The 22,093-nt window shown below is 69.9% G+C and carries 18 protein-coding genes; 3 read left to right on the forward strand and 15 right to left on the reverse strand.

Going from position 1 to position 22,093, the window contains the following annotated elements:
- Position 1: 1 nt before the first annotated feature.
- The gene (locus ACIHCM_RS30775) at positions 2-475 is read left to right on the forward strand and encodes a transglycosylase SLT domain-containing protein (protein WP_399902956.1); all 474 of its coding nucleotides are present in this window, start codon (positions 2-4) and stop codon (positions 473-475) included.
- On the opposite strand, the gene ACIHCM_RS30780 is transcribed toward ACIHCM_RS30775, so the two are convergent.
- Complete coding sequence (locus ACIHCM_RS30780) at positions 439-1,317, reverse strand: HAD family hydrolase (RefSeq protein ID WP_399902959.1); 879 nt, start codon at positions 1,315-1,317, stop codon at positions 439-441. The two genes, ACIHCM_RS30775 and ACIHCM_RS30780, sit on opposite strands and share 37 nt — an antisense overlap.
- A gap of 356 nt (positions 1,318-1,673) precedes the next feature.
- Here ACIHCM_RS30780 and fahA point away from each other — a divergent pair, with 356 nt between their 5' ends.
- Positions 1,674-2,885 carry a fumarylacetoacetase gene (fahA, locus tag ACIHCM_RS30785; RefSeq protein ID WP_399902962.1) on the forward strand — a complete coding sequence of 404 codons (1,212 nt, stop codon included), beginning with the start codon at positions 1,674-1,676 and terminating at the stop codon, positions 2,883-2,885.
- Positions 2,886-3,061: 176 nt separating this feature from the next.
- Complete coding sequence (locus ACIHCM_RS30790; protein WP_399902965.1) at positions 3,062-4,000, forward strand: M56 family metallopeptidase; 939 nt, start codon at positions 3,062-3,064, stop codon at positions 3,998-4,000.
- A 229-nt stretch (positions 4,001-4,229) separates the two neighbouring features.
- Here the strand turns inward: ACIHCM_RS30790 and recQ are convergent, their stop codons facing one another.
- The 14 genes from recQ to ACIHCM_RS30860 all read right to left on the reverse strand — a co-directional run bounded on the left by recQ (position 4,230) and on the right by ACIHCM_RS30860 (position 22,084).
- Positions 4,230-6,200: a DNA helicase RecQ gene (recQ, locus tag ACIHCM_RS30795; protein ID WP_399902968.1), complete on the reverse strand. Its 1,971-nt coding sequence runs from the start codon at positions 6,198-6,200 to the stop codon at positions 4,230-4,232.
- A 203-nt stretch (positions 6,201-6,403) separates the two neighbouring features.
- The gene (nuoN, locus tag ACIHCM_RS30800) at positions 6,404-8,053 is read right to left on the reverse strand and encodes an NADH-quinone oxidoreductase subunit NuoN (protein ID WP_399902971.1); all 1,650 of its coding nucleotides are present in this window, start codon (positions 8,051-8,053) and stop codon (positions 6,404-6,406) included.
- Positions 8,050-9,621 carry an NADH-quinone oxidoreductase subunit M gene (locus ACIHCM_RS30805; RefSeq protein WP_399902973.1) on the reverse strand — a complete coding sequence of 524 codons (1,572 nt, stop codon included), beginning with the start codon at positions 9,619-9,621 and terminating at the stop codon, positions 8,050-8,052. Before ACIHCM_RS30805 ends, nuoN begins: the two co-directional genes overlap by 4 nt.
- A 5-nt stretch (positions 9,622-9,626) precedes the next feature.
- Complete coding sequence (gene nuoL, locus ACIHCM_RS30810; protein WP_399902976.1) at positions 9,627-11,591, reverse strand: NADH-quinone oxidoreductase subunit L; 1,965 nt, start codon at positions 11,589-11,591, stop codon at positions 9,627-9,629.
- 12 nt (positions 11,592-11,603) lie between these two features.
- Complete coding sequence (gene nuoK, locus ACIHCM_RS30815; protein WP_053760538.1) at positions 11,604-11,903, reverse strand: NADH-quinone oxidoreductase subunit NuoK; 300 nt, start codon at positions 11,901-11,903, stop codon at positions 11,604-11,606.
- Positions 11,900-12,742 (reverse strand): NADH-quinone oxidoreductase subunit J, encoded by an 843-nt coding sequence (locus ACIHCM_RS30820; RefSeq protein WP_399902979.1) that lies wholly within the window; start codon positions 12,740-12,742, stop codon positions 11,900-11,902. The genes nuoK and ACIHCM_RS30820 overlap by 4 nt, the downstream gene beginning before the upstream one ends.
- Positions 12,739-13,380, reverse strand: a complete 642-nt coding sequence (gene nuoI, locus ACIHCM_RS30825; protein ID WP_399902981.1) for an NADH-quinone oxidoreductase subunit NuoI — start codon at positions 13,378-13,380, stop codon at positions 12,739-12,741. Before nuoI ends, ACIHCM_RS30820 begins: the two co-directional genes overlap by 4 nt.
- Positions 13,373-14,749: an NADH-quinone oxidoreductase subunit NuoH gene (gene nuoH, locus ACIHCM_RS30830; protein WP_399902984.1), complete on the reverse strand. Its 1,377-nt coding sequence runs from the start codon at positions 14,747-14,749 to the stop codon at positions 13,373-13,375. Before nuoH ends, nuoI begins: the two co-directional genes overlap by 8 nt.
- Positions 14,746-17,250: an NADH-quinone oxidoreductase subunit G gene (locus ACIHCM_RS30835; protein WP_399902987.1), complete on the reverse strand. Its 2,505-nt coding sequence runs from the start codon at positions 17,248-17,250 to the stop codon at positions 14,746-14,748. Before ACIHCM_RS30835 ends, nuoH begins: the two co-directional genes overlap by 4 nt.
- Positions 17,247-18,596, reverse strand: a complete 1,350-nt coding sequence (gene nuoF, locus ACIHCM_RS30840; RefSeq protein WP_399902990.1) for an NADH-quinone oxidoreductase subunit NuoF — start codon at positions 18,594-18,596, stop codon at positions 17,247-17,249. Before nuoF ends, ACIHCM_RS30835 begins: the two co-directional genes overlap by 4 nt.
- Entirely contained in the window at positions 18,596-19,468 is an 873-nt protein-coding gene (gene nuoE, locus ACIHCM_RS30845) for an NADH-quinone oxidoreductase subunit NuoE (protein WP_399902993.1), read from the reverse strand. The genes nuoF and nuoE overlap by 1 nt, the downstream gene beginning before the upstream one ends.
- Complete coding sequence (locus ACIHCM_RS30850; protein ID WP_399902996.1) at positions 19,465-20,787, reverse strand: NADH-quinone oxidoreductase subunit D; 1,323 nt, start codon at positions 20,785-20,787, stop codon at positions 19,465-19,467. Before ACIHCM_RS30850 ends, nuoE begins: the two co-directional genes overlap by 4 nt.
- Positions 20,784-21,533, reverse strand: coding sequence for an NADH-quinone oxidoreductase subunit C (locus ACIHCM_RS30855; protein ID WP_399902999.1), 750 nt, complete (start codon positions 21,531-21,533; stop codon positions 20,784-20,786). The genes ACIHCM_RS30850 and ACIHCM_RS30855 overlap by 4 nt, the downstream gene beginning before the upstream one ends.
- A complete protein-coding gene (locus tag ACIHCM_RS30860; protein ID WP_030174336.1) occupies positions 21,530-22,084 on the reverse strand; it encodes an NADH-quinone oxidoreductase subunit B family protein in 555 nt (184 codons plus the stop codon). Before ACIHCM_RS30860 ends, ACIHCM_RS30855 begins: the two co-directional genes overlap by 4 nt.
- Positions 22,085-22,093 lie beyond the last annotated feature (9 nt).

The raw sequence follows: 22,093 nt of genomic DNA on the forward strand, positions 1-22,093 counted from the left end.
CATGACTGCAAACGGTCAGCACAGCCGCACCGCCCGCATCGCCCGCAGGCTCGCCGTCGCCGGTACCGGCGCCGCCCTGCTCGCCCTGCCGCTCGTCGGCGCCACCACCGCGTCCGCCGCCACGCCCGCGGCCGTCACCTCGGTCACGACGTACCCGAACAACCTGGACGGCTGGATCCGCCAGTCGCTCGACATCATGGCGCAGCAGGGGATCCCGGGCTCGTACGACGGCATCCACCGCAACATCATGCGTGAGTCGTCCGGCAACCCGAACGCCATCAACAACTGGGACTCCAACGCCGCCAAGGGCACCCCGTCCAAGGGTCTGCTCCAGGTCATCGACCCGACCTTCGCGGCCTACCACGTGCCCGGCACGGCGTACGACCCGTACGACCCGGTCGCCAACATCACCGCCGCCTGCAACTACGCGGCCGACCGCTACGGCTCCATCGACAACGTCTTCGGCCCGTACTGAGCCTCGGCCAGCAGCCGTTCGAGGACGACGGCGACGCCGTCGTCCTCGTTCGACAGGGTGATCTCGTCAGCCACCGCCTTGAGCTCGGGGTGGGCGTTGGCCATGGCGACGCCGTGCGCCGCCCAGTCGAACATGGGGATGTCGTTGGGCATGTCCCCGAAGGCGATGGTCCGTTCCGGGCCGAGGCCCAGGTGCCGGACCGCCAGCGCAAGTCCCGTCGCCTTGGTGATGCCGCACGGCTGGAGCTCGACCGTTCCCGGTCCCGACATGGTGACGGTCGCGAGCGAACCGACCACCGCGCGGGCCACCGCCGCCAACTCGTCGTCGGACAGGGTCGGATGACGCAGCAGCACCTTGCTGATCGGCGCGCACCACAGGTCGTCGCGGCGATCGATCCGCACCGCCGGCAGCGTGGGGTGCGGCATGAGATACCCCGGCTCGATCAAGGTGAGCCCGTCGACGCCGTCCTGGTCGACGGCCGCGTACACCTGTCCGACCTCGGCCTCGATCTTGCCGAGCGCGGTCTCCGCGAGTTCCCGGTCCAGCGTCACGGACCACAGCAGCCGATCCGCGCCGGCGTCGTACAACTGCGCGCCCTGCCCGCACACCGCGAGCCCCCCGCCGCCCAGGAGTTCCAGCAGCGGCCGCACCCTCGGCGCCGGCCTGCCGGTCACCACCAGATGCCGGGCTCCGGCCGCCGAGACCCGCGCGAGCGCGGCGAGGACACGGTCGGAGACCGTGTCGTCGCCACGGAGCAGCGTTCCGTCCAGGTCGGTGGCGATGAGGGCGTAGTCGGTGCGCGCGTACTCAGTGCGCGCGGCATATGCGATGGGTGCGGCCATGATCCGAGAATACGGACAGCGGACCCGCACCGTTCATTCCCAACTACCTTCACACCGTCTGCTTTTCACCCTCACGTGGCGCCGGGGAGGACCTGCGCCGGGTTCGCCGTCCGTGCCCGCAGGGTGCCGCCCGCTGTTGTCAGTGGCCGGTGCGATGCTTGCTTTCACTGCGCTGACGGATCGGGGGCGGTCATTGTGACGGGTCGGTGGGACATGCGGCGACGCGAAGGCACAAGGAGCTATTCAGGACATTCAGTGCCTTCAACGCGTTTCACACACTGCCCAAGACGGGTGCCGCAGCCGTAACGTGATCAGCGACCGCATGGACCGCGCGTACGAAAGTGAGGCAGCACCCCATGCCCCCCTTCGATGTCCCCGAGGGTGACCCCTTCGGTCCGCACAACCTTCCGTACGGCGTGTTCTCACCCGCCGGGTCCGCCGAGCGGACGGTGGGTGTCCGCCTCGGCGACCACGTCCTCGACGCCGGCGCGGCCGCCCTGGCGCTCGGCTCCCCGTACGCGGAGCTGCTGGCCCGCCCGACCCTCAACCCGCTGCTCGCCGCCGGCCGCACGGCCTGGTCGGACGTCCGTCGCGCGCTCACCGCCTGGGTCACCGTGCCGTCACACCGCGAGTCCCTCGCCCCGCTGATGCACCCCTTGTCCTCGGTGACCCTGCACCTTCCGTTCGAGGTCGCGGACTACGTCGACTTCTACGCGTCCGAGAACCACGCTCGCAACGTCGGCCAGATCTTCCGTCCCGACGCCGCCGACTCCCTCACACCCAACTGGAAACACCTGCCCATCGGCTACCACGGCCGCTCCGGCACGGTCGTCGTCTCCGGCACCGACGTCGTCCGCCCCTCGGGGCAGCGCAAGGCCCTGGCCGACACCGCGCCGGTCTTCGGTACGTCGGTCCGGCTGGACATCGAGGCCGAGGTCGGCTTCGTGGTCGGCGTCCCGTCGGCGATGGGCACGCCGGTGCCGCAGTCCGGCTTCCGCGACCACGTCTTCGGCCTGTGCCTCCTCAACGACTGGTCCGCCCGCGACATCCAGGCCTGGGAGTACGTCCCTCTCGGCCCGTTCCTCGGCAAGTCCTTCGCCACCTCGGTGTCGGCGTGGATCACCCCGCTGGACGCGCTGGACGAGGCACGGGTGGCTCCGCCCGAACGGACGCACCCCCTGCTGCCGTACCTGGACGACTCCGAGGAGGAGCCCGGCGGCTACGACCTCCGTATCTCCGTCGCCCTCAACGGCCACGTCATCTCGGAGCCGCCGTTCTCCACCATGTACTGGACGGCCGCCCAGCAACTCGCCCACATGACCGTCAACGGCGCCTCCCTGCGCACCGGCGACCTGTACGGCTCGGGCACCGTCAGCGGCCCGGCCGAAGGGGAACGCGGCTCACTCCTGGAGCTGACCTGGAACGGCCGCGACGCCCTCGAACTGCCCGACGGCAAACGGACGTTCCTGGAAGACGGCGACGTCGTGACCATGACCGCCTGGGCCCCGGGGGCCGGCGGCGTGCGCATCGGGCTCGGTGAGGTCACGGGACGTGTCGTGGCGGGGTGAGGTTTGCGCGACAGCGACGGCTTCGGCGCTGACTCCGGCCGCCCGGCACCGTCATACTGACGGGCGGGCGGTGTGCGCCATGTGCGGCGCGGACAGGTGAGGCGTACGGCGCGCGACCGCCGCCCGCACCGCACTTCCAGCCGCCCCACTCCCGACCAGGATCCGGAGCCCGTGGCATGACCGTCTGCCTGCTCCTGCTGAGCGTCGTCGCCCTGACGGCCGCCGTACCGGCCCCTCGTACGCTGGTCCGCGCCGCGTGGCCCGAACGGGAGCCCGTGATCGGGCTGTGGGTGTGGCAGTGCCTGGTCGCCACCGTCCTGCTGTGCTGTCTGACCGCGCTGGTCCTGGGCGCGGCGGCCGTCTTCCAGACCGTGCGGGACCAGGTCTTCGCGCCCGCCCCGCCGCGCGTCGCCGCCGCCTACGACCTCTCGGCGGCGCCGCCCTGGGCCGCCGTCCTGACCCTGTCGCTGGCCTGCGGCGCCGCGTGGACCACGGCCATGCTCGTACGCGAGCTGTTCGAGGCCCGGCGCCGCCGCGGCCAGGCCCGCGCACACCTGGCGGAACGCGCCCCTGACCTGCCGGCCGGCCTGCCCGCTGTCCGGGGGCCGCTGCTCGTCCTGGAGGACGAGTACCCCGACGCCTGGTGGATGCCGGGCAGCCCGCCCCAGCTGATCGTCACCACCGGGGCGCTGCACCGGCTCACCGACCACCAGCTCGACGCCGTCCTCACCCACGAGCGCGGCCATGCCCGCGCCCGCCACGACTGGCTGCTGCACCTGTCCACCGCGCTGGCAACGGGCTTCCCGCGCGTTCCCCTCTTCGCCCACTTCTGCGACCAGACCCACCGCCTGGTCGAACTCTCCGCCGACGACACGGCCTCCCGCCGGTGCGGCCACCTGACCACGGCGCTCGCCCTGATCGAACTGAACCAGCACCGGGGCGTCCTGTCCTGCGCCTCCAGCCACCGCCTCCTGGGCGAACGCGTGGACCGTCTGCTGGAGCCGCCCGCCCGGCTGGACCGCCGGCACCGGGCCCTGACGACGACCGCGGCGGCGCTGGTGCCCCTCCTCCCCCTGCTGATCACCTTCGCCCCCGGCCTGACGGCACTGGCGTAGTGCCGCGCGCCCGGCCGGCTCGATGAAGAAGCTCGGCCCTTCCCGGCCTCGGGACGCGGCCACTTGACTGCCGTCTCGGCGTGCGGCAGCGGCACGGAGCGCCCCGGGCGGCGGTCACCCTGGCCCCCGCGGGGTGGACCCGGACGGCGGCGTCAGGGCCCACGCGGTCAGGGAGGCGCGGGGAGCCTGGGCCGCGTGCGCCGCCCGCGCCCTTCCCGCACCCCGCCCCCTACATCCACTCGTCCGGCTCCGGCTCCGGCTCGGGCCAGTCGTCCGCACCCTGCTCCCCGGTCGGCGTCGCCGCGCCGCCGGATGATCCGTCCAGGGAGGCCAGCACCGCCAGCACACCCTCCCCGTACGTCACCAGCTTCTTCTCACCGACGCCGCTGATGCCGCCGAGCTCGGCCACCGACTTCGGCCACGCCACGGCGATCTCCCGCAGCGTGGCGTCATGGAAGATGACGTAGGCTGGGACGCCCTGCTCCCGGGCCTGCTCGGCGCGCCAGGCGCGCAGCGCCTCGAAGGCGGGCAGCAGCTCCTCGGGGAGCTCCACCGCCGGGGCCTTGGCCTTGCGCTCGCCCCGCCCGGACGAGGAGGACCCCGCCCGCGAACTCACCGGCTTCTTCGGCTCCTTGCGCAGCGGCACCTCCCGCTCCCGCCGCAACACCGCCCCGCTGGCCTCGGTCAGCACCAGCGTGCCGTACTCCCCCTCGACCGCGAGCAGTCCCTGAGCCAGCAACTGCCGGACGACACCCCGCCACTCGCCCTCGGTCAGCTCCTCGCCGATGCCGAACACGGAGAGCTGGTCATGGTCGAACTGGATCACCTTGCCGGTGCGCTTGCCCAGCAGGATGTCGACGATCTGCACCGCGCCGAACTTCTGCCCCCGCTCCCGCTGCAACCGCACCACCGTCGACAGCACCTTCTGCGCCGCCACGGTGCCGTCCCAGGTCTCGGGCGGCGTGAGGCAGGTGTCGCAGTTGCCGCAGGCGGCCGCGTCCGGGTCCTGGCCGAAGTAGGCGAGCAGCTGGCCCCGGCGGCACTGTGCCGTCTCGCACAGCGCCAGCATCGCGTCCAGGTGCGCGGCCGCCCGCCGCCGGAACGCCTCGTCGCCCTCGCCGGACTGGATCAGCTTGCGCTGCTGTACGACGTCGTTGAGGCCGTAGGCCATCCAGGCGGTGGAGGGCAGCCCGTCCCGCCCGGCCCGGCCCGTCTCCTGGTAGTACCCCTCCACCGACTTCGGCAGGTCCAGGTGGGCCACGAACCGCACGTCCGGCTTGTCGATGCCCATCCCGAAGGCGATCGTCGCCACGACGACCAGCCCCTCCTCCCGCAGGAACCGGGACTGGTGTGCCGCACGCGTACCCGCGTCCAGCCCCGCGTGATACGGCACCGCCTCGATCCCGTTCCTGCTCAGGAACTCGGCCGTCGACTCCACCGACTTCCTCGACAGGCAGTACACGATCCCCGCGTCGCCCGCGTGCTCCTCCCGCAGGAAGCTCAGCAGCTGCTTCTTGGGGTCCGCCTTGGGCACGACCCGGTACTGGATGTTCGGCCGGTCGAAGCTCGCCACGAAGTGCCGGGCCGTCGGCATGTTCAGCCGCTGGGTGATCTCCTGGTGCGTGGCCCGCGTGGCGGTCGCCGTGAGGGCGATCCGCGGCACGTCGGGCCAGCGCTCGCCGAGCAGCGACAGCGTCAGATAGTCGGGCCGGAAGTCATGGCCCCACTGGGACACGCAGTGCGCCTCGTCGATCGCGAAGACGGAGATCTTCCCGCGGGACAGCAGATCCAGCGTGGCGTCGAGCCGTAGCCGCTCCGGCGCCAGGTACAGCAGGTCGAGCTCACCGGCGAGGAACTCGGCCTCCACCACCCGGCGCTCGTCGAAGTCCTGCGTGGAGTTCATGAACCCGGCCCGCACACCCAGCGCCCGCAGCGCGTCGACCTGGTCCTGCATCAGGGCGATGAGCGGCGACACGACAATGCCCGTACCCGGTCTGACCAGGGCCGGAATCTGATAGCAGAGCGACTTGCCGCCACCGGTCGGCATGAGCACGACGGCGTCGCCACCGGCCACCACATGCTCGATGACCGCTTCCTGCTCCCCACGAAAGGCCTCGTACCCGAACACCTTGTGGAGCGCGGCCAACGCCTCACTGTCAGCTACCGCCGCCATGGCACCTACCCCGCCTGTCCCACCCATCGCCGTGCCCCCGTACGTCGGATCTCGACCACTGCGTCCACGATAGGCGCCGCCACCGACAGCCCCGGAGTTATCCACAGGCTTCCCCCGCCCCACGCCGCACCCGGTCGAACATGCGAGCGTCTTGATCGGCTCGAGTCACCCCGTGGCAAAGGAACGGCCCTCCCCGATCGAACGAGGAGGGCCGCCGTGGACGGGCTGCGTCAGCGCACGAACACCCCCGCGTCACCCGCCAGCTCCAGGAAGTACTGGGGCGCCACGCCCAGCACCAGCGTGACCGCCACGCCCACGCCGATCGCCGTCACCGTCAGCGGCGACGGGACCGCCACCGTCGGCCCCTCCGGCCTCGGGTCGCTGAAGAACATGAGCACGATCACCCGGATGTAGAAGAACGCGGCGATCGCCGACGAGATCACGCCGATCACCACCAGCGGCGCGGCCCCGCCCTCCGCCGCCGCCTTGAACACGGCGAACTTCCCGGTGAACCCGGAGGTCAGCGGAATACCGGCGAAGGCCAGCAGGAACACCGCGAACACGGCCGCCACCAGCGGCGACCTGCGGCCGAGCCCGGCCCACTTGGACAGATGGGTCGCCTCGCCGCCCGCGTCGCGCACCAGCGTCACCACCGCGAACGCACCGATCGTCACGAACGAGTACGCGAGCAGGTAGAAGAGCACCGAGGACACACCGTCCGGCGTCGTCGCGATGACACCCGCGAGGATGAATCCCGCGTGCGCGATCGACGAGTACGCCAGCAGCCGCTTGATGTCGGTCTGCGTGATCGCGACGATCGCGCCGCCCAGCATCGTGACGATCGCGACGCCCCACATCACCGGCCGCCAGTCCCAGCGCAGGCCGGGCAGCACGACGTACAGGATCCGCAGCAGGGCGCCGAACGCGGCCACCTTGGTGGCCGCCGCCATGAAGCCGGTCACGGGCGTGGGTGCGCCCTGGTACACGTCCGGCGTCCACATGTGGAACGGCACCGCGCCCACCTTGAACAGCAGCCCCATCACGATCAGCGCGGTGCCGATCAGCAGCAGCACGTCGTTGCCCATGGTGTTCGCCAGGGCGGGGGTGATGTCGGTGATGGTGCCGTCCACGACCTGCGCGATCGTGCCGTAGGACATCGAGCCCGAGTAGCCGTACAGCATCGCGATCCCGAACAGCGTGAACGCCGAGGCGAACGCGCCGAGCAGGAAGTACTTGACCGCGGCCTCCTGCGACATGACCCGCTTGCGGCGGGCCAGCGCGCACATCAGGTACAGCGGCAGCGAGAAGACCTCCAGCGCCACGAACAGCGTCAGCAGGTCGTTGGCCGCGGGGAAGAGCAGCATGCCGGAGACCGCGAAGAGCAGCAGCGGGAAGACCTCGGTGGTGGTGAAGCCCGCCTTGATCGCGGCCTTCTCGCTGTCGCTGCCGGGCACGGACGCCGCCTGCGCGGCGAAGGAGTCGACCCGGTTGCCGTGCGCGGCAGGGTCCAGCCGCCGCTCGGCGAAGGTGAACAGGGCGACCAGGCCGGACAGCAGGATGGTGCCCTGCAGGAACAGTGCCGGTCCGTCGACCGCGATCGCGCCCATCGCCGCGATCTGCGCCTTCGTGGTGCCGTATCCGTCCGCCGCGAGGGCGACGACCGCGGCGAAGCCGGCGGCCAGGCCCACGGCGGACACGAACATCTGCGCGTAGTACCGGGACTTGCGCGGGACGAACGCCTCGACCAGCACCCCGATGATCGCCGCGCCGATCACGATCAGCATGGGCGACAGCTGGGCGTACTCGATCTTCGGCGCGTCGATCTTGCCGATGGGATCGGCCGCGGTTGTCCACAGGCTGTGGACGGCTGTTGCACTCACTTGGCCGCCTCCACCTCAGGCCGGGGGTCCTGCTTCTGTACGTCGGACATGGTCTGCTTCACCGCCGGGTTGACGATGTCCGTGAGGGGCTTCGGGTAGACGCCCAGGAAGATCAGCAACGCGACCAGCGGGGCGACGACCACGAGTTCACGCACCCTGAGGTCGGGCATCGCGGAGACCTCCGGCTTCACCGGGCCCGTCATCGTCCGCTGGTACAGGACGAGGGTGTAGAGCGCGGCGAGCACGATGCCGAAGGTGGCGATGATGCCGATCACCGGGTAGCGCGCGAACGTGCCCACCAGGACCAGGAATTCACTGACGAAGGGCGCGAGACCGGGCAGCGACAGCGTCGCGAGGCCACCGATCAGGAAGGTGCCGGCCAGTACTGGAGCGACCTTCTGGACTCCGCCGTAGTCCGCGATGAGCCGCGAACCGCGCCGCGAGATCAGGAAGCCCGCCACCAGCATCAGCGCGGCCGTCGAGATGCCGTGGTTGACCATGTACAGCGTCGCGCCGGACTGGCCCTGGCTGGTCATGGCGAAGATGCCCATGATGATGAAGCCGAAGTGCGAGATCGACGCGTACGCGATCAGGCGCTTCATGTCACGCTGGCCGACCGCGAGCAGCGCGCCGTAGACGATGCTGATCAGCGCCAGGACGAGGATGGCGGGCGTCGCCCACTTCGAGGCCTCCGGGAACAACTGGAGGCAGAAGCGGAGCATCGCGAAAGTGCCCACCTTGTCCACGACCGCCGTGATCAGGACCGCCACCGGAGCCGTGGACTCCTGCATGGCGTTGGGCAGCCACGTGTGCAGCGGCCACAGCGGCGCCTTCACCGCGAAGGCGAAGAAGAAGCCGAGGAACAGCCAGCGTTCGGTGCTGGCCGACATCTCCAGCGAGCCGTTGGCACGGGCCTCGGCGATCTCGGTGAGGGAGAAGTTCCCGGCGACCACGTAGAGGCCGATCACCGCGGCCAGCATGATCAGACCGCCGGCCAGGTTGTAGAGCAGGAACTTCACCGCGGCGTACGACCGCTGCGTCGACGCCACCTGCTCGCCGTGCTCGTGGGCACGGTCCCCGAAGCCTCCGATGAGGAAGTACATCGGGATGAGCATGGCCTCGAAGAAGATGTAGAAGAGGAAGACGTCGGTGGCCTCGAAGGAGAGGATCACCATCGCCTCGACGGCCAGGATCAGCGCGAAGAAGCCCTGCGTGGGCCGCCACCGCCTGCTGCCGGTCTCCAGCGGGTCGGCGTCGTGCCAGCCCGCGAGGATGATGAACGGGATCAGCAGCGCCGTGAGCGCGATGAGCGCCACGCCGATGCCGTCCACACCCAGCTCGTACCGGACGCCGAAGTCCGCGATCCAGGCGTGCGACTCGGTGAGCTGGTAACGGCCGCCGTCCGGGTCGAACCTGACCAGCACGGTGATGGCGAGGGCGAGCGTGGCGAGCGAGACCAGCAGCGCCAGCCACTTGGCGGCGGTGCGCCGCGCGGCCGGGACGGCGGCCGTGGCGATCGCCCCGAGCGCCGGGAGCGCCGCTGTCGCTGTCAGCAGAGGAAAGGACATCGGTATCAGACCGCCCTCATCAGCAGGGTCGCGGCGACGAGAACCGCCGCGCCGCCGAACATCGAGACCGCGTACGACCGCGCGAAGCCGCTCTGCAGCCTCCGCAGCCGCCCGGACAGGCCGCCGACCGAGGCCGCCGTGCCGTTGACGACTCCGTCGACCAGGGTGTGGTCGACGTACACCAGGGACCGCGTGAGGTGCTCGCCGCCGCGGACCAGGACGACGTGGTTGAAGTCGTCCTGGAGCAGGTCGCGGCGGGCGGCCCGGGTGAGCAGCGACCCGCGCGGTGCGACGACCGGGACCGGGCGGCGGCCGTACTGCGCGTACGCGATCGCGACACCGATCACCATCACGGCCACCGTGGACAGCGTGACCGTCAGCGCGCTGACCGGCGGGTGCCCGTGCTCGTAGCCGGTGACCGGCTCCAGCCAGTGCACGAAGCGCTCGCCGATGCTGAAGAACCCGCCGGCGAAGACCGATCCGAAGGCCAGCACGATCATCGGGATCGTCATGGTCCTGGGCGACTCGTGCGGGTGCGGCTCGGCGTGCTCGCCGTGGGTCTGGGCGGCGGGCTCCACGCCGGGCTCGGCCGGGGAGGCGGTCGCGGTGTGCCGCCAGCGCTCCTCGCCGAAGAACGTCATCAGCATCACGCGTGTCATGTAGTACGCGGTGATGGCCGCGCCCAGCAGGGCACAGGCGCCGAGGATCCAGCCCTCGGTGCCGCCCTTGGCGAACGCCGCCTCGATGATCTTGTCCTTGGAGAAGAAGCCGGACAGGCCCGGGAAGCCGATGATCGCGAGGTAGCCGAGGCCGAAGGTGACGAAGGTGATCGGCATGTACTTGCGCAGCCCGCCGTATTTGCGCATGTCGACCTCGTCGTTCATGCCGTGCATGACTGAACCGGCCCCGAGGAACAGCCCGGCCTTGAAGAAGCCGTGCGTCACCAGGTGCATGATCGCGAACGCGTAGCCGATGGGGCCGAGGCCGGCGGCGAGGACCATGTAGCCGATCTGCGACATGGTCGAGCCGGCCAGCGCCTTCTTGATGTCGTCCTTGGCGCAACCGACGATCGCACCGAACAGGAGCGTGACCGCTCCGACGATCGTGACGACCAGCTGGGCGTCGGGCGCGGCGTCGAAGAGCGCTCCGGAGCGGACGATCAGGTACACGCCCGCGGTCACCATCGTCGCGGCGTGGATCAGGGCCGAAACCGGGGTCGGGCCCTCCATCGCGTCCCCGAGCCAGGACTGCAGCGGCACCTGGGCGGACTTGCCGCAGGCGGCGAGCAGCAGCATCAGGCCGATCGCGGTGAGCATGCCCTCGGAGGTGTCGCCGACGAGGCCCGGCTCGTCGTGGCCGCCGAGCACCGGACCGAAGGCGAAGGTGCCGAACGTCGTGAACATCAGCATGATCGCGATCGACAGACCCATGTCGCCGACGCGGTTGACCAGGAAGGCCTTCTTCGCGGCGGTGGCGGCACTGGGCTTGTGCTGCCAGAAGCCGATCAGCAGGTAGGAGGCGAGACCGACGCCTTCCCAGCCGACGTAGAGCAGCAGGTAGTTGTCGGCGAGGACGAGCAGCAGCATCGCTGCGAGGAACAGGTTCAGGTAGCCGAAGAAGCGGCGGCGCCGCTCGTCGTGCTCCATGTACCCGATCGAGTACAGGTGGATCAGCGAGCCGACGCCGGTGATCAGCAGCACGAACGTCATCGACAGCTGGTCGAGCTGGAAGGCGACGTCGGCCTGGAAGCCCTCGACGGGGATCCAGCTGAACAGGTGTTGTGTCAGCGTGCGTTCTTCCGCGCCCTTGCCCAGGAGGTCGGCGAAGAGGACCGCGCCGAGGGCGAAGGAGACGAAGGCGAGGACCGTGCCGATCCAGTGGCCGACGGCGTCGAGCCGCCGGCCGCCGCACAGCAGGACGGCCGCTCCGAGCAGTGGCGCCGCGATCAGCAGCGCAATCAGGTTCTCCACTTCAGCGACCCCTTAGAGCTTCATCAGGCTGGCGTCGTCGACCGAGGCCGAGTGGCGGGAGCGGAACAGCGAGACGATGATCGCGAGACCGACCACGACCTCGGCCGCGGCGACGACCATCGTGAAGAACGCGATGATCTGGCCGTCGAGGTTGCCGTGCATCCGGGAGAAGGCGACGAACGCGAGGTTGCAGGCGTTGAGCATCAGCTCGATGCACATGAACAGCACGATCGCGTTCCGCCGGATGAGCACGCCCGTCGCGCCGATCGTGAACAGCAGGGCGGCCAGGTAGAGGTAGTTGACGGGATTCACTTCGACGCCTCCTCGGTCCGCTTGAACGTCGGCGGCTCGATCTCGTCCCGCTCCAGCCGCTCCTGCGAACGCTGTTCGAGGGCCCGCAGGTCGTTGAGCGCCTCGGTGGACACGTCCCGGATCTGGCCGCGCTCACGCAGCGTCTTGCTGACCGTCAGGTCGGACGTGGTGCCGTCGGGCAGCAGGCCCGCGATGTCCACGGCGTTGTGCCGCGCGTACACACCGGGCGCCGGCAGCGGCGGCACGTGCTTGCCCTCGCGGATGCGCTGCTCGGCCAGCTCACGCTGGGTCTTGGCGCGCTCGGTGCGCTCACGGTGGGTGAGCACCATGGCGCCGACCGCGGCCGTGATCAGCAGGGCGCCGGTGAGCTCGAAAGCGAAGACGTACTTGGTGAAGATGAGGGCGGCGAGGCCCTCGACGTTGCCCCCGGCGTTCGCCTGGCCGATGCCGTTGAACTCCGCCAGGGACGCGTTGCCGATGCCCCCGGCGAGCAGGACGCCGAAGCCGAGGCCACAGAGAAGGGCCAGCCAGCGCTGGCCCTTGATGGTCTCCTTGAGGGAATCCGCTGCGGTGACACCGACCAGCATCACCACGAACAGGAAGAGCATCATGATCGCGCCGGTGTAGACGACGATCTGCACGATGCCCAGGAAGTAGGCACCGTTGGCGAGGTAGAACACCGCCAGGATGATCATGGTGCCGGCCAGGCAGAGCGCGCTGTGCACGGCCTTCTTCATGAAGACGGTGCACAGGGCGCCGATCACCGCGACCGTGCCGAGGATCCAGAACTGGACGGCCTCTCCGGTGGAGGTGGTGTAGGCGGCGAGCTCGGTGGTCATCGGCCGATCACCTTCTCCGAGGCGGGTTCGCCCTCGCCGAAGGTCGAGGCCGCCTCCTGGACCGTCTCGCCCTTGGACAGGGCGATCTGGCGCTCCGTGCCGGGCGCGGCCTCCGTCACCAGGCCCCGGTAGTAGTCCTGTTCGTCCATCCCCGGGTAGATGGCGTGCGGCGAGTCGACCATGCCTTCTTCGAGGCCGGCCAGCAGCTGTTCCTTGGTGTAGATGAGGTCGGCGCGGCTGGAGTCGGCGAGCTCGAAGTCGTTCGTCATGGTCAACGCGCGCGTGGGGCACGCCTCGATGCACAGGCCGCACAGGATGCAGCGGGCGTAGTTGATCTGGTACACCCGCCCGTACCGCTCGCCCGGCGAGTAGCGCTCCTCGTCCGTGTTGTCCGCGCCCTCCACGTAGATGGCGTCGGCGGGGCAGGCCCAGGCGCACAGCTCGCAGCCGACGCACTTCTCCAGGCCGTCCGGATGGCGGTTGAGCTGGTGCCGTCCGTGGAACCGTGGGGCCGTGGTTTTCTGCTGCTCCGGGTACTGCTCGGTCAGCCGCTTCTTGAACATGGCCTTGAAGGTCACGCCGAAGCCGGCCACGGGGTTCTGGAAACCGGGCTTGGTCTCCTTGGGCTCCTCAGCCATCGGACGCCTCCTTTCCATCCGTAGATCCACCCAGAGATCCATCACTCTGAGTATCGGGCCCACCACTGACAATCAGCTCGCGCTCGCGGCGCGAGCGGCGCCTCGGCACCGGCGGCAGCTCCTGTCCGGGAAGCGGCGGCACCGGGAATCCACCGGCCATCGGGTCGAAAGCGGGCTGCTGAGCGGGCGGTTCCGCCGTTTTGGCACGGTCTCGGAAGAAGTCCACGACGAACGAGAGCAGCAGCAGGGCAAGGACACCGCCGCCCACGTAGAGGGCGATGTCGGCGAAGGCGTAGTTCTCGTTCCGTAGCGTCCGCACGGTCGCGACGAGCATCAGCCAGACCACGGAGACCGGGATGAGGACCTTCCAGCCGAGCTTCATCAGCTGGTCGTAGCGGACCCGCGGGAGCGTGCCGCGCAGCCAGATGAAGAAGAAGAGCAGCAGCTGAACCTTGACGACGAACCAGAGCAACGGCCACCAGCCGTGGTTCGCGCCCTCCCAGAAGGTGCTGATCGGCCAGGGCGCCCGCCAGCCGCCCAGAAACAGCGTCACCGACACGGCCGAGACCGTCACCATGTTGATGTACTCGGCGAGCATGAACATCGCGAACTTGATCGACGAGTACTCGGTGTTGAACCCGCCGACCAGGTCACCTTCGGACTCCGGCATGTCGAACGGCGCGCGGTTGGTCTCACCGATCATCGTCACGATGTAGATCAGGAAGGAGACCGGCAGCAGTACCACGAACCAGCGGTCCGCCTGCGCCTCGACGATCGCCGACGTCGACATCGAGCCCGAGTAGAGGAACACCGACGCGAAGGCGGCGCCCATGGCGATCTCGTACGAGATCATCTGCGCGCAGGAGCGCAGACCACCGAGCAGCGGATAGGTGGAGCCGGAGCTCCAGCCCGCCAGCACGATGCCGTAGATGCCGACCGAGGCGACCGCGAGGATGTACAGCATCGCGATCGGCAGGTCGGTCAGCTGCATCGTCGTGCGGTGACCGAAGATCGAGATCTCGTTGCCGGCCGGCCCGAACGGGATCACCGCGATCGCCATGAAGGCCGGGATGGCCGCGACGATCGGCGCGAGGACGTAGACCACCTTGTCCGCGCGCTTGACGACGAGGTCCTCCTTGAGCATCAGCTTCACACCGTCGGCCAGCGACTGGAGCATGCCCCAGGGGCCGTGCCGGTTGGGGCCGATGCGCAGCTGCATCCAGGCGACGACCTTGCGCTCCCAGACGATCGAGAACAGCACGGTCACCATCAGGAAGGCGAAGCAGAACACCGCCTTGACGGCGACCAGCCACCATGGGTCGCGGCCGAACATGGAGAGGTCCTCAGCGGCGACGAAGTACGGGCTCATGCCTCCACCTCCGTGGGGGCCTCACCGGCGAGCGGCGCCGGGCCGATGCGGACGAGGGAGCCGGGCAGCGCCCCGGTGTCGGACGCGACGCCCCCGCCGGCCGAGTTCAGCGGCAGCCAGACCACGCGGTCGGGCATCTCGGTGACCTGCAGCGGCAGTTGCACCGAGCCGGCGGGACCGGTCACGGTGAGCACGTCGCCCTCCGCGACCCCCGCCTCGGCCGCCGTGGCCGGCGACACACGCGCGCGTGCGGCGTGCCGTGTCCCGGCCAGCGCCTCGTCGCCCTGCTGGAGCAGGCCCTGGTCGAGCAGCAGCCGGTGCCCCGCCAGTACGGCCTCCCCGGCGGCCGGCCGCGGCAGCACGCCCGCGCTCTGAAGCGGCTCGGTGGCCCGCGGCCCGCCCCAGGCGCCGAGCCGGTCCAGTTCGGCACGCGTGGTCCGCAGATCCGGCAGACCGAGGTGTACGTCCATCGCGTCGGCCAGCATCTGCAGCACGCGCGCGTCGGTGGGCGCCAGCGGGCGGCTCAGCTGGTCGGGCTTGAGCGCGGCGTCGAAGGAGCGGACCCGGCCCTCCCAGTTGAGGAAGGCGCCCGCCTTCTCGGCGACCGCGGCGACCGGCAGGACCACGTCGGCGAGTTCCGTGACCTCGCTGTGCCGCAGTTCGAGCGAGACCAGGAAGCCGACCTCGCCGAGCGCCGCACGCGCGCGTGCCGGGTCGGGCAGGTCGGCGACCTCCACACCGGCCACCAGCAGCGCCTGAAGCTCACCGCTCGCGGCGGCCTCGACGATCTGGCCGGTGTCACGGCCGTAGCGGAGCGGGAGTTCGGCGACGCCCCAGGCGGTCGCGACCTCGTCCCGCGCGCGCGGATCGGTCGCCGGGCGGCCGCCCGGCAGCAGCGACGGCAGCGCGCCCGCCTCGATGGCGCCGCGCTCCCCGGCCCGCCGCGGGATCCACACCAGCCGCGCGCCGGTGGCGGACGCGGCCCGTACGGCGGCGGTGAGGCCACCGGAGACCCCGGCCAGCCGCTCGCCCACGACGATCACCGCGCCCTCGGCGCGCAGCGCCTCGGCGGCCAGCGCTCCGTCGTCCTCCAGGCCGGCGCCGCTCGCGAGCGCGTCCAGCCATTCGGTCTCGGTGCCGGGAGCGGCGGGCAGCAGCGTGCCGCCTGCCTTCTGCAGGCCTCGCGTGCTGTGCGTGGCCAGCGAGAACACCTTCTGCCCGTGCTTGCGCCAGGCCTTGCGCAGCCGCAGGAAGACGCCGGGCGCCTCCTCCTCCGACTCGAACCCGGCCAGCAGGACCGCGGGCGCCTTCTCCAAAAGCCCGTACGTGACGCCCGTACCGTCGAGGTCGCGGCCACGTCCGGCGACCCGCGCGGCGAGGAAGTCGGACTCCTCGCCGCTGTGCACGCGCGCGCGGAAGTCGATGTCGTTCGTGCCGAGCGCCACGCGCGCGAACTTGCTGTACGCGTACGCGTCCTCGACGGTGAGCCGGCCGCCGGTCAGCACGCCGGTGCGGCCCCGCGAGGCGAGCAGCCCCTGGGCGGCGATCTGCAGCGCCTCCGGCCAGGAGGCGGGCTCCAGCTCACCCTCGGCGTTGCGCAGCAGCGGTGTGTCCAGGCGGTCCTTCAGCTGTGCGTACCGGAACGCGAAGCGCCCCTTGTCGCACATCCATTCCTCGTTGACCTCGGGGTCGTTCGCCGCGAGGCGACGCATGACCTTGCCGCGCCGGTGGTCGGTGCGGGTGGCGCAGCCGCCGGAGCAGTGCTCGCACACGCTCGGGGAGGAGACCAGGTCGAAGGGCCGGGAGCGGAAGCGGTACGCCGCCGAGGTGAGCGCGCCTACCGGGCAGATCTGGATCGTGTTGCCGGAGAAGTACGACTCGAAGGGATCGTCCTCGCCGGTGCCCACCTGCTGGAGCGCGCCCCGCTCCAGCAGCTCGATCATCGGGTCGCCCGCGACCTGGTTGGAGAACCGGGTGCAGCGCGCGCACAGCACGCACCGCTCACGGTCCAGCAGCACCTGCGTGGAGATCGGGACCGGCTTGGCGAAGGTGCGCTTGCGGCCCTCGAACCTCGACTCGGCGTTGCCGTGGGACATCGCCTGGTTCTGCAGCGGGCACTCGCCGCCCTTGTCGCAGACCGGGCAGTCCAGCGGGTGGTTGATGAGCAGCAGCTCCATCACACCGTGCTGCGCCTTCTCGGCGACCGGCGAGGTCAGCTGGGTCTTGACCACCATCCCGTCGGTGCAGGTGATGGTGCAGGACGCCATCGGCTTGCGCTGGCCCTCGACGTCCACGATGCACTGACGGCAGGCACCGACCGGGTCGAGGAGGGGGTGGTCACAGAACCGCGGGATCTCGATGCCGAGTTGCTCGGCGGCCCGGATGACCAGGGTGCCCTTGGGCACGCTGATCTCGGCACCGTCGATCGTCAGCGTGACGAGGTCTTCCGGCGGGACCGCCGCCTCTCCCCCGCCGGAGGGAGCGCTCGTGGTCACAGTCATGCGTTCACCTCCGTACGGTGGTCGGCCCAGGCGGTCGACTTGGCCGGGTCGAACGGGCAGCCACGGCCCGTGATGTGCTCCTCGTACTCCTCGCGGAAGTACTGGAGCGAGGAGAAGATCGGCGAGGCGGCACCGTCACCGAGGGCGCAGAAGGACTTGCCGTTGATGTTGTCCGCGATGTCGGCCAGCTTGTCGAGGTCGCTCATCGCGCCCTTGCCGGCCTCGATGTCCCGCAGCAACTGCACCAGCCAGTACGTGCCTTCACGGCAGGGCGTGCACTTGCCGCAGGACTCGTGGGCGTAGAACTCGGTCCAGCGGGTGACGGCGCGCACGACGCAGGTCGTCTCGTCGAAGCACTGGAGGGCTTTGGTGCCGAGCATGGAACCCGCGGCGCCCACTCCTTCGTAATCAAGAGGGACGTCGAGGTGCTCGTCGGTGAGCAAGGGCGTCGAGGAGCCGCCCGGTGTCCAGAACTTCAGCCGGTGGCCGGGCCGCATCCCGCCGCTCATGTCGAGGAGCTGGCGCAGGGTGATGCCGAGCGGCGCCTCGTACTGGCCGGGGCTCGCGACGTGACCGCTGAGCGAGTAGAGGGTGAAGCCGGGCGACTTCTCACTCCCCATCGACCTGAACCATTCCTTGCCGTTTTTCAGAATGGCGGGAACTGAGGCGATCGATTCGACGTTGTTCACCACAGTCGGGCACGCATAGAGGCCCGCGACCGCAGGGAAGGGGGGACGGAGCCGCGGTTGACCCCGGCGGCCTTCGAGCGAGTCGAGCAGCGCGGTTTCCTCACCGCAGATGTACGCGCCCGCGCCGGCGTGCACCGTGATGTCGAGGTCGAGCCCGCTGCCCAGGATGTTCTCGCCGAGGTAGCCCGCCGCGTACGCCTCGGCGACGGCCGAGTGCAACCGCCGCAGCACGGGGACGACTTCACCACGCAGATAGATGAAGGCATGCGACGACCTGATGGCGTAACACGCGATGATCATGCCCTCGATGAGGCTGTGCGGGTTCGCGAAGAGGAGCGGGATGTCCTTGCAGGTTCCGGGCTCCGACTCGTCGGCGTTGACAACTAGATAGTGCGGCTTTCCATCACCCTGGGGAATGAACTGCCATTTCATTCCCGTCGGGAATCCGGCGCCACCACGGCCGCGCAACCCGGAGTCCTTGACGTACGCGATGAGGTCGTCAGGCGACATCGCGAGCGCCTTGCGGAGTCCCTCGTACCCGTCGTGCCTTCGGTAGACGTCCAGGGTCCAGGACCCGTCCTCGTCCCAGAAGGACGACAGCACCGGTGCGAGCAGCTTCTCGGGGCTGGTGTCCTTCAGCTCGGGTGCCAACGTCATCACTCCCCCTCCTCGGCGGTAGGCCCGGCCGGGTGGGCAGGGTCGGATGCCGATGTCTTCTGCGGCGCGTCGTGCGAGCTGAGGTGCTGGGTCAGCGACGGCTCGTGGACGGCCCCGTCATGCGGCTCGTCGTGCGGGCCGCCCTCCCGCGGGTGGACCACGCGCGCGGGTGCGGCCTCTCCCCTGGCCAGGCGGAGGCCCACCAGCGACGCGGGTCCCGCGCTGCCCGTGGCCTCGACGGCCCCGTCCCGCTCGTCGGGGAAGCCCGCCAGGATCCGGGCGGTCTCCTTGAACGTGCACAGCGGCGCCCCGCGGGTCGGCTCGACCCGTGCCCCCTCGCGCAGGTCGTCCACCAGGCGCTTGGCCGTATCGACCGTCTGGTTGTCGAAGAACTCCCAGTTGACCATCACGACCGGCGCGAAGTCGCAGGCCGCGTTGCACTCGATGTGCTCCAGCGTGACCTTGCCGTCGTCGGTGGTCTCGCCGTTGCCGACGCCGAGGTGCTCCTGAAGCGCCTCGAAGATCGCGTCACCGCCCATCACGGCGCACAGGGTGTTGGTGCAGACACCGACCTGGTAGTCACCGCTCGGCTTGCGCCGGTACATGGAGTAGAAGGTGGCGACCGCGGTGACCTCGGCCGTGGTCAGGTCGAGCACGTCCGCGCAGAACCGCATCCCGGTGCGCGTGACATGGCCCTCCTCCGCCTGCACGAGATGCAGCAGCGGCAGCAGGGCGGAACGGGAGTCCGGGTAGCGGGCGATGATCTCGCGCGCGTCCCGCTCCAGCCGGGCTCGAACGTCGTCCGGGTAGCCGGGCGCGGGCAGCTCCGGCATGCCCAGGCTGACGCCCCGCTCCGAAGAAGAGGTGGTCACCGGTCGACGCCTCCCATCACGGGGTCGATGGATGCGACGGCGACGATGACGTCGGCGACCTGGCCGCCCTCGCACATCGCCGCCATGGCCTGCAGATTGGTGAAGGACGGGTCCCGGAAGTGGACCCGGTAGGGGCGGGTGCCGCCGTCGGACACGGCGTGCACCCCGAGCTCGCCCTTGGGCGACTCGACCGCCGCGTACGCCTGTCCGGGCGGGACGCGGAAGCCTTCGGTCACCAGCTTGAAGTGGTGGATCAGGGCCTCCATGGAGGTGCCCATGATCTTCTTGATGTGGTCCAGCGAGTTGCCCAGTCCGTCCGGCCCCAGGGCGAGCTGGGCGGGCCAGGCGATCTTCTTGTCGGTGACCATGACCGGGCCGGGCTGCAGCCGGTCCAGGCACTGCTCGACGATCCTGAGCGACTGGCGCATCTCCTCCAGGCGGATCAGGAAGCGGCCGTAGGCGTCGCAGGTGTCGGCGGTCGGCACCTCGAAGTCGTATGTCTCGTAGCCGCAGTAGGGCTGGGTCTTGCGCAGATCGTGCGGCAGGCCGGTGGAGCGCAGGATGGGGCCGGTGGCGCCGAGGGCCATGCAGCCGGCCAGGTCGAGATAGCCGATGTCCTGCATACGGGCCTTGAAGATGGGGTTCCCGGTGGCGAGCTTGTCGTACTCCGGGAGGTTCTTGTTCATCTTCTTCACGAACTCGCGGATCTGGTCCACCGCGCCGGGCGGCAGGTCCTGCGCGAGTCCGCCGGGGCGGATGTACGCGTGGTTCATCCGCAGGCCCGTGATGAGCTCGTAGATGTCGAGAATCATTTCACGATCACGGAATCCGTAGATCATGATCGTGGTGGCGCCGAGTTCCATGCCCCCGGTGGCGATGCACACCAGGTGCGAGGAGAGCCGGTTCAGCTCCATCAGCAGCACCCGGATGATCGTGGCCCGGTCCGGGACCTCGTCCTCGATGCCGAGGAGCTTTTCGACGGCGAGGCAGTAGCCGGTCTCGTTGAAGAAGGACGTCAGGTAGTCCATGCGCGTGACGAAGGTGGTGCCCTGCGTCCACGTGCGGAATTCCAGGTTCTTCTCGATGCCGGTGTGCAGGTAGCCGATGCCGCACCGGGCCTCGGTGACCGTCTCGCCCTCGATCTCAAGGATCAGGCGGAGCACCCCGTGGGTGGAGGGGTGCTGGGGCCCCATGTTGACAACGATGCGCTCGTCGTCGGCGCGGGCCGCGGACTGGACGACCTCGTCCCAGTCGCCACCGGTGACCGTGTACACGGTGCCCTCGGTGGTCTCACGCGGAGTTGCGTGCTGCGTGCTCATGAGTACGACCTCCGCTGGTCCGGAGCCGGGATCTGGGCGCCCTTGTACTCGACGGGGATGCCGCCGAGGGGGTAGTCCTTGCGCTGCGGATGGCCCTGCCAGTCGTCCGGCATCATGATCCGCGTCAGTGCCGGGTGACCTTCGAAGACGATGCCGAAGAAGTCGTAGGTCTCGCGCTCGTGCCAGTCGTTGGTCGGGTAGACGGCGACCAGCGACGGGATGCGCCGGTCGCTGTCCGGGGCGCTGACCTCGAGGCGGATCAGCCTGTTGTGGGTGATCGAGCGCAGGTGGTAGACGGCGTGCAGCTCGCGGCCCTTGTCGTTCGGGTAGTGGACGCCGCTGACGCCGGTGCACAGCTCGAAGCGCAGCGCCGGGTCGTCGCGCAGGGTGCGGGCGACGCGGACGAGGTGCTCGCGCTCGATGTGGAAGGTGACCTCGCCCCGGTCGACGACCGTCTTCTCGATGGCGTTCCCGGGGAGCAGTCCCTGTTCCTCCAGGGCCCCCTCGAGTTCGTCGGCGACCTCGTCGAACCAGCCTCCGTAGGGGCGGCTCGCCGGTCCCGGGAGCCGGACCGAGCGGACCAGGCCGCCGTACCCGGAGGTGTCGCCGCCGTTGGTGGCGCCGAACATGCCGCGCTGGACGCGGATCTCCTCACCGCCCTGGCCGCGCCGGCCCGGGAGGTTCTCGGCGGAGAGTTCCTTCTCGGGGTTGACACCGTTCGACGCCCCGCTGTTCGCCTCGCTCATCGCAGCAGCCCCTTCATCTCGATCGTGGGCAGGGCCTTGAGCGCCGCTTCCTCCGCCTCCCGGGCCGCCTCCTCGGCGTTCACACCGAGCTTGGAGCTCTGGATCTTCTGGTGAAGCTTGAGGATGGCGTCCATCAGCATCTCGGGCCGTGGCGGGCAGCCGGGGAGATAGATGTCGACCGGGACGACGTGGTCGACGCCCTGGACGATGGCGTAGTTGTTGAACATGCCGCCGGAGGAGGCGCACACCCCCATGGAGATCACCCACTTGGGGTTCGGCATCTGGTCGTAGACCTGCCGCAGCACCGGCGCCATCTTCTGGCTGACCCGGCCGGCCACGATCATCAGGTCCGCCTGCCGGGGTGACCCGCGGAAGACCTCCATGCCGAACCGGGCCAGGTCGTAGCGGCCGGCGCCGGTGGTCATCATCTCGATGGCACAACAGGCGAGGCCGAACGTGGCGGGGAAGACGGACGCCTTGCGCACCCAGCCCGCGGCCTGCTCGACGGTGGTCAGCAGGAATCCGCTCGGCAGCTTTTCTTCGAGTCCCATGGCTAAAGG

Origin of the sequence: Streptomyces sp. NPDC052023 (assembly GCF_044548465.1) — a bacterium.
Lineage (GTDB): Bacteria > Actinomycetota > Actinomycetes > Streptomycetales > Streptomycetaceae > Streptomyces.

Excerpts from the sequence above, each read along its gene's own strand:
- ACIHCM_RS30775 (WP_399902956.1), top strand. The coding sequence starts at position 2 with ATGACTGCAAACGGTCAGCACAGCCGCACCGCCCGCATCGCCCGCAGG.
- ACIHCM_RS30780 (WP_399902959.1), bottom strand. The coding sequence starts at position 1,317 with ATGGCCGCACCCATCGCATATGCCGCGCGCACTGAGTACGCGCGCACC.
- fahA (WP_399902962.1), top strand. The coding sequence starts at position 1,674 with ATGCCCCCCTTCGATGTCCCCGAGGGTGACCCCTTCGGTCCGCACAAC.
- ACIHCM_RS30790 (WP_399902965.1), top strand. The coding sequence starts at position 3,062 with ATGACCGTCTGCCTGCTCCTGCTGAGCGTCGTCGCCCTGACGGCCGCC.
- recQ (WP_399902968.1), bottom strand. The coding sequence starts at position 6,200 with ATGGGTGGGACAGGCGGGGTAGGTGCCATGGCGGCGGTAGCTGACAGT.
- ACIHCM_RS30805 (WP_399902973.1), bottom strand. The coding sequence starts at position 9,621 with ATGTCCTTTCCTCTGCTGACAGCGACAGCGGCGCTCCCGGCGCTCGGG.
- ACIHCM_RS30820 (WP_399902979.1), bottom strand. The coding sequence starts at position 12,742 with ATGACCACCGAGCTCGCCGCCTACACCACCTCCACCGGAGAGGCCGTC.
- nuoI (WP_399902981.1), bottom strand. The coding sequence starts at position 13,380 with ATGGCTGAGGAGCCCAAGGAGACCAAGCCCGGTTTCCAGAACCCCGTG.
- nuoH (WP_399902984.1), bottom strand. The coding sequence starts at position 14,749 with ATGAGCCCGTACTTCGTCGCCGCTGAGGACCTCTCCATGTTCGGCCGC.
- ACIHCM_RS30835 (WP_399902987.1), bottom strand. The coding sequence starts at position 17,250 with ATGACTGTGACCACGAGCGCTCCCTCCGGCGGGGGAGAGGCGGCGGTC.
- nuoF (WP_399902990.1), bottom strand. The coding sequence starts at position 18,596 with ATGACGTTGGCACCCGAGCTGAAGGACACCAGCCCCGAGAAGCTGCTC.
- ACIHCM_RS30850 (WP_399902996.1), bottom strand. The coding sequence starts at position 20,787 with ATGAGCACGCAGCACGCAACTCCGCGTGAGACCACCGAGGGCACCGTG.
- ACIHCM_RS30855 (WP_399902999.1), bottom strand. The coding sequence starts at position 21,533 with ATGAGCGAGGCGAACAGCGGGGCGTCGAACGGTGTCAACCCCGAGAAG.
- ACIHCM_RS30860 (WP_030174336.1), bottom strand. The coding sequence starts at position 22,084 with ATGGGACTCGAAGAAAAGCTGCCGAGCGGATTCCTGCTGACCACCGTC.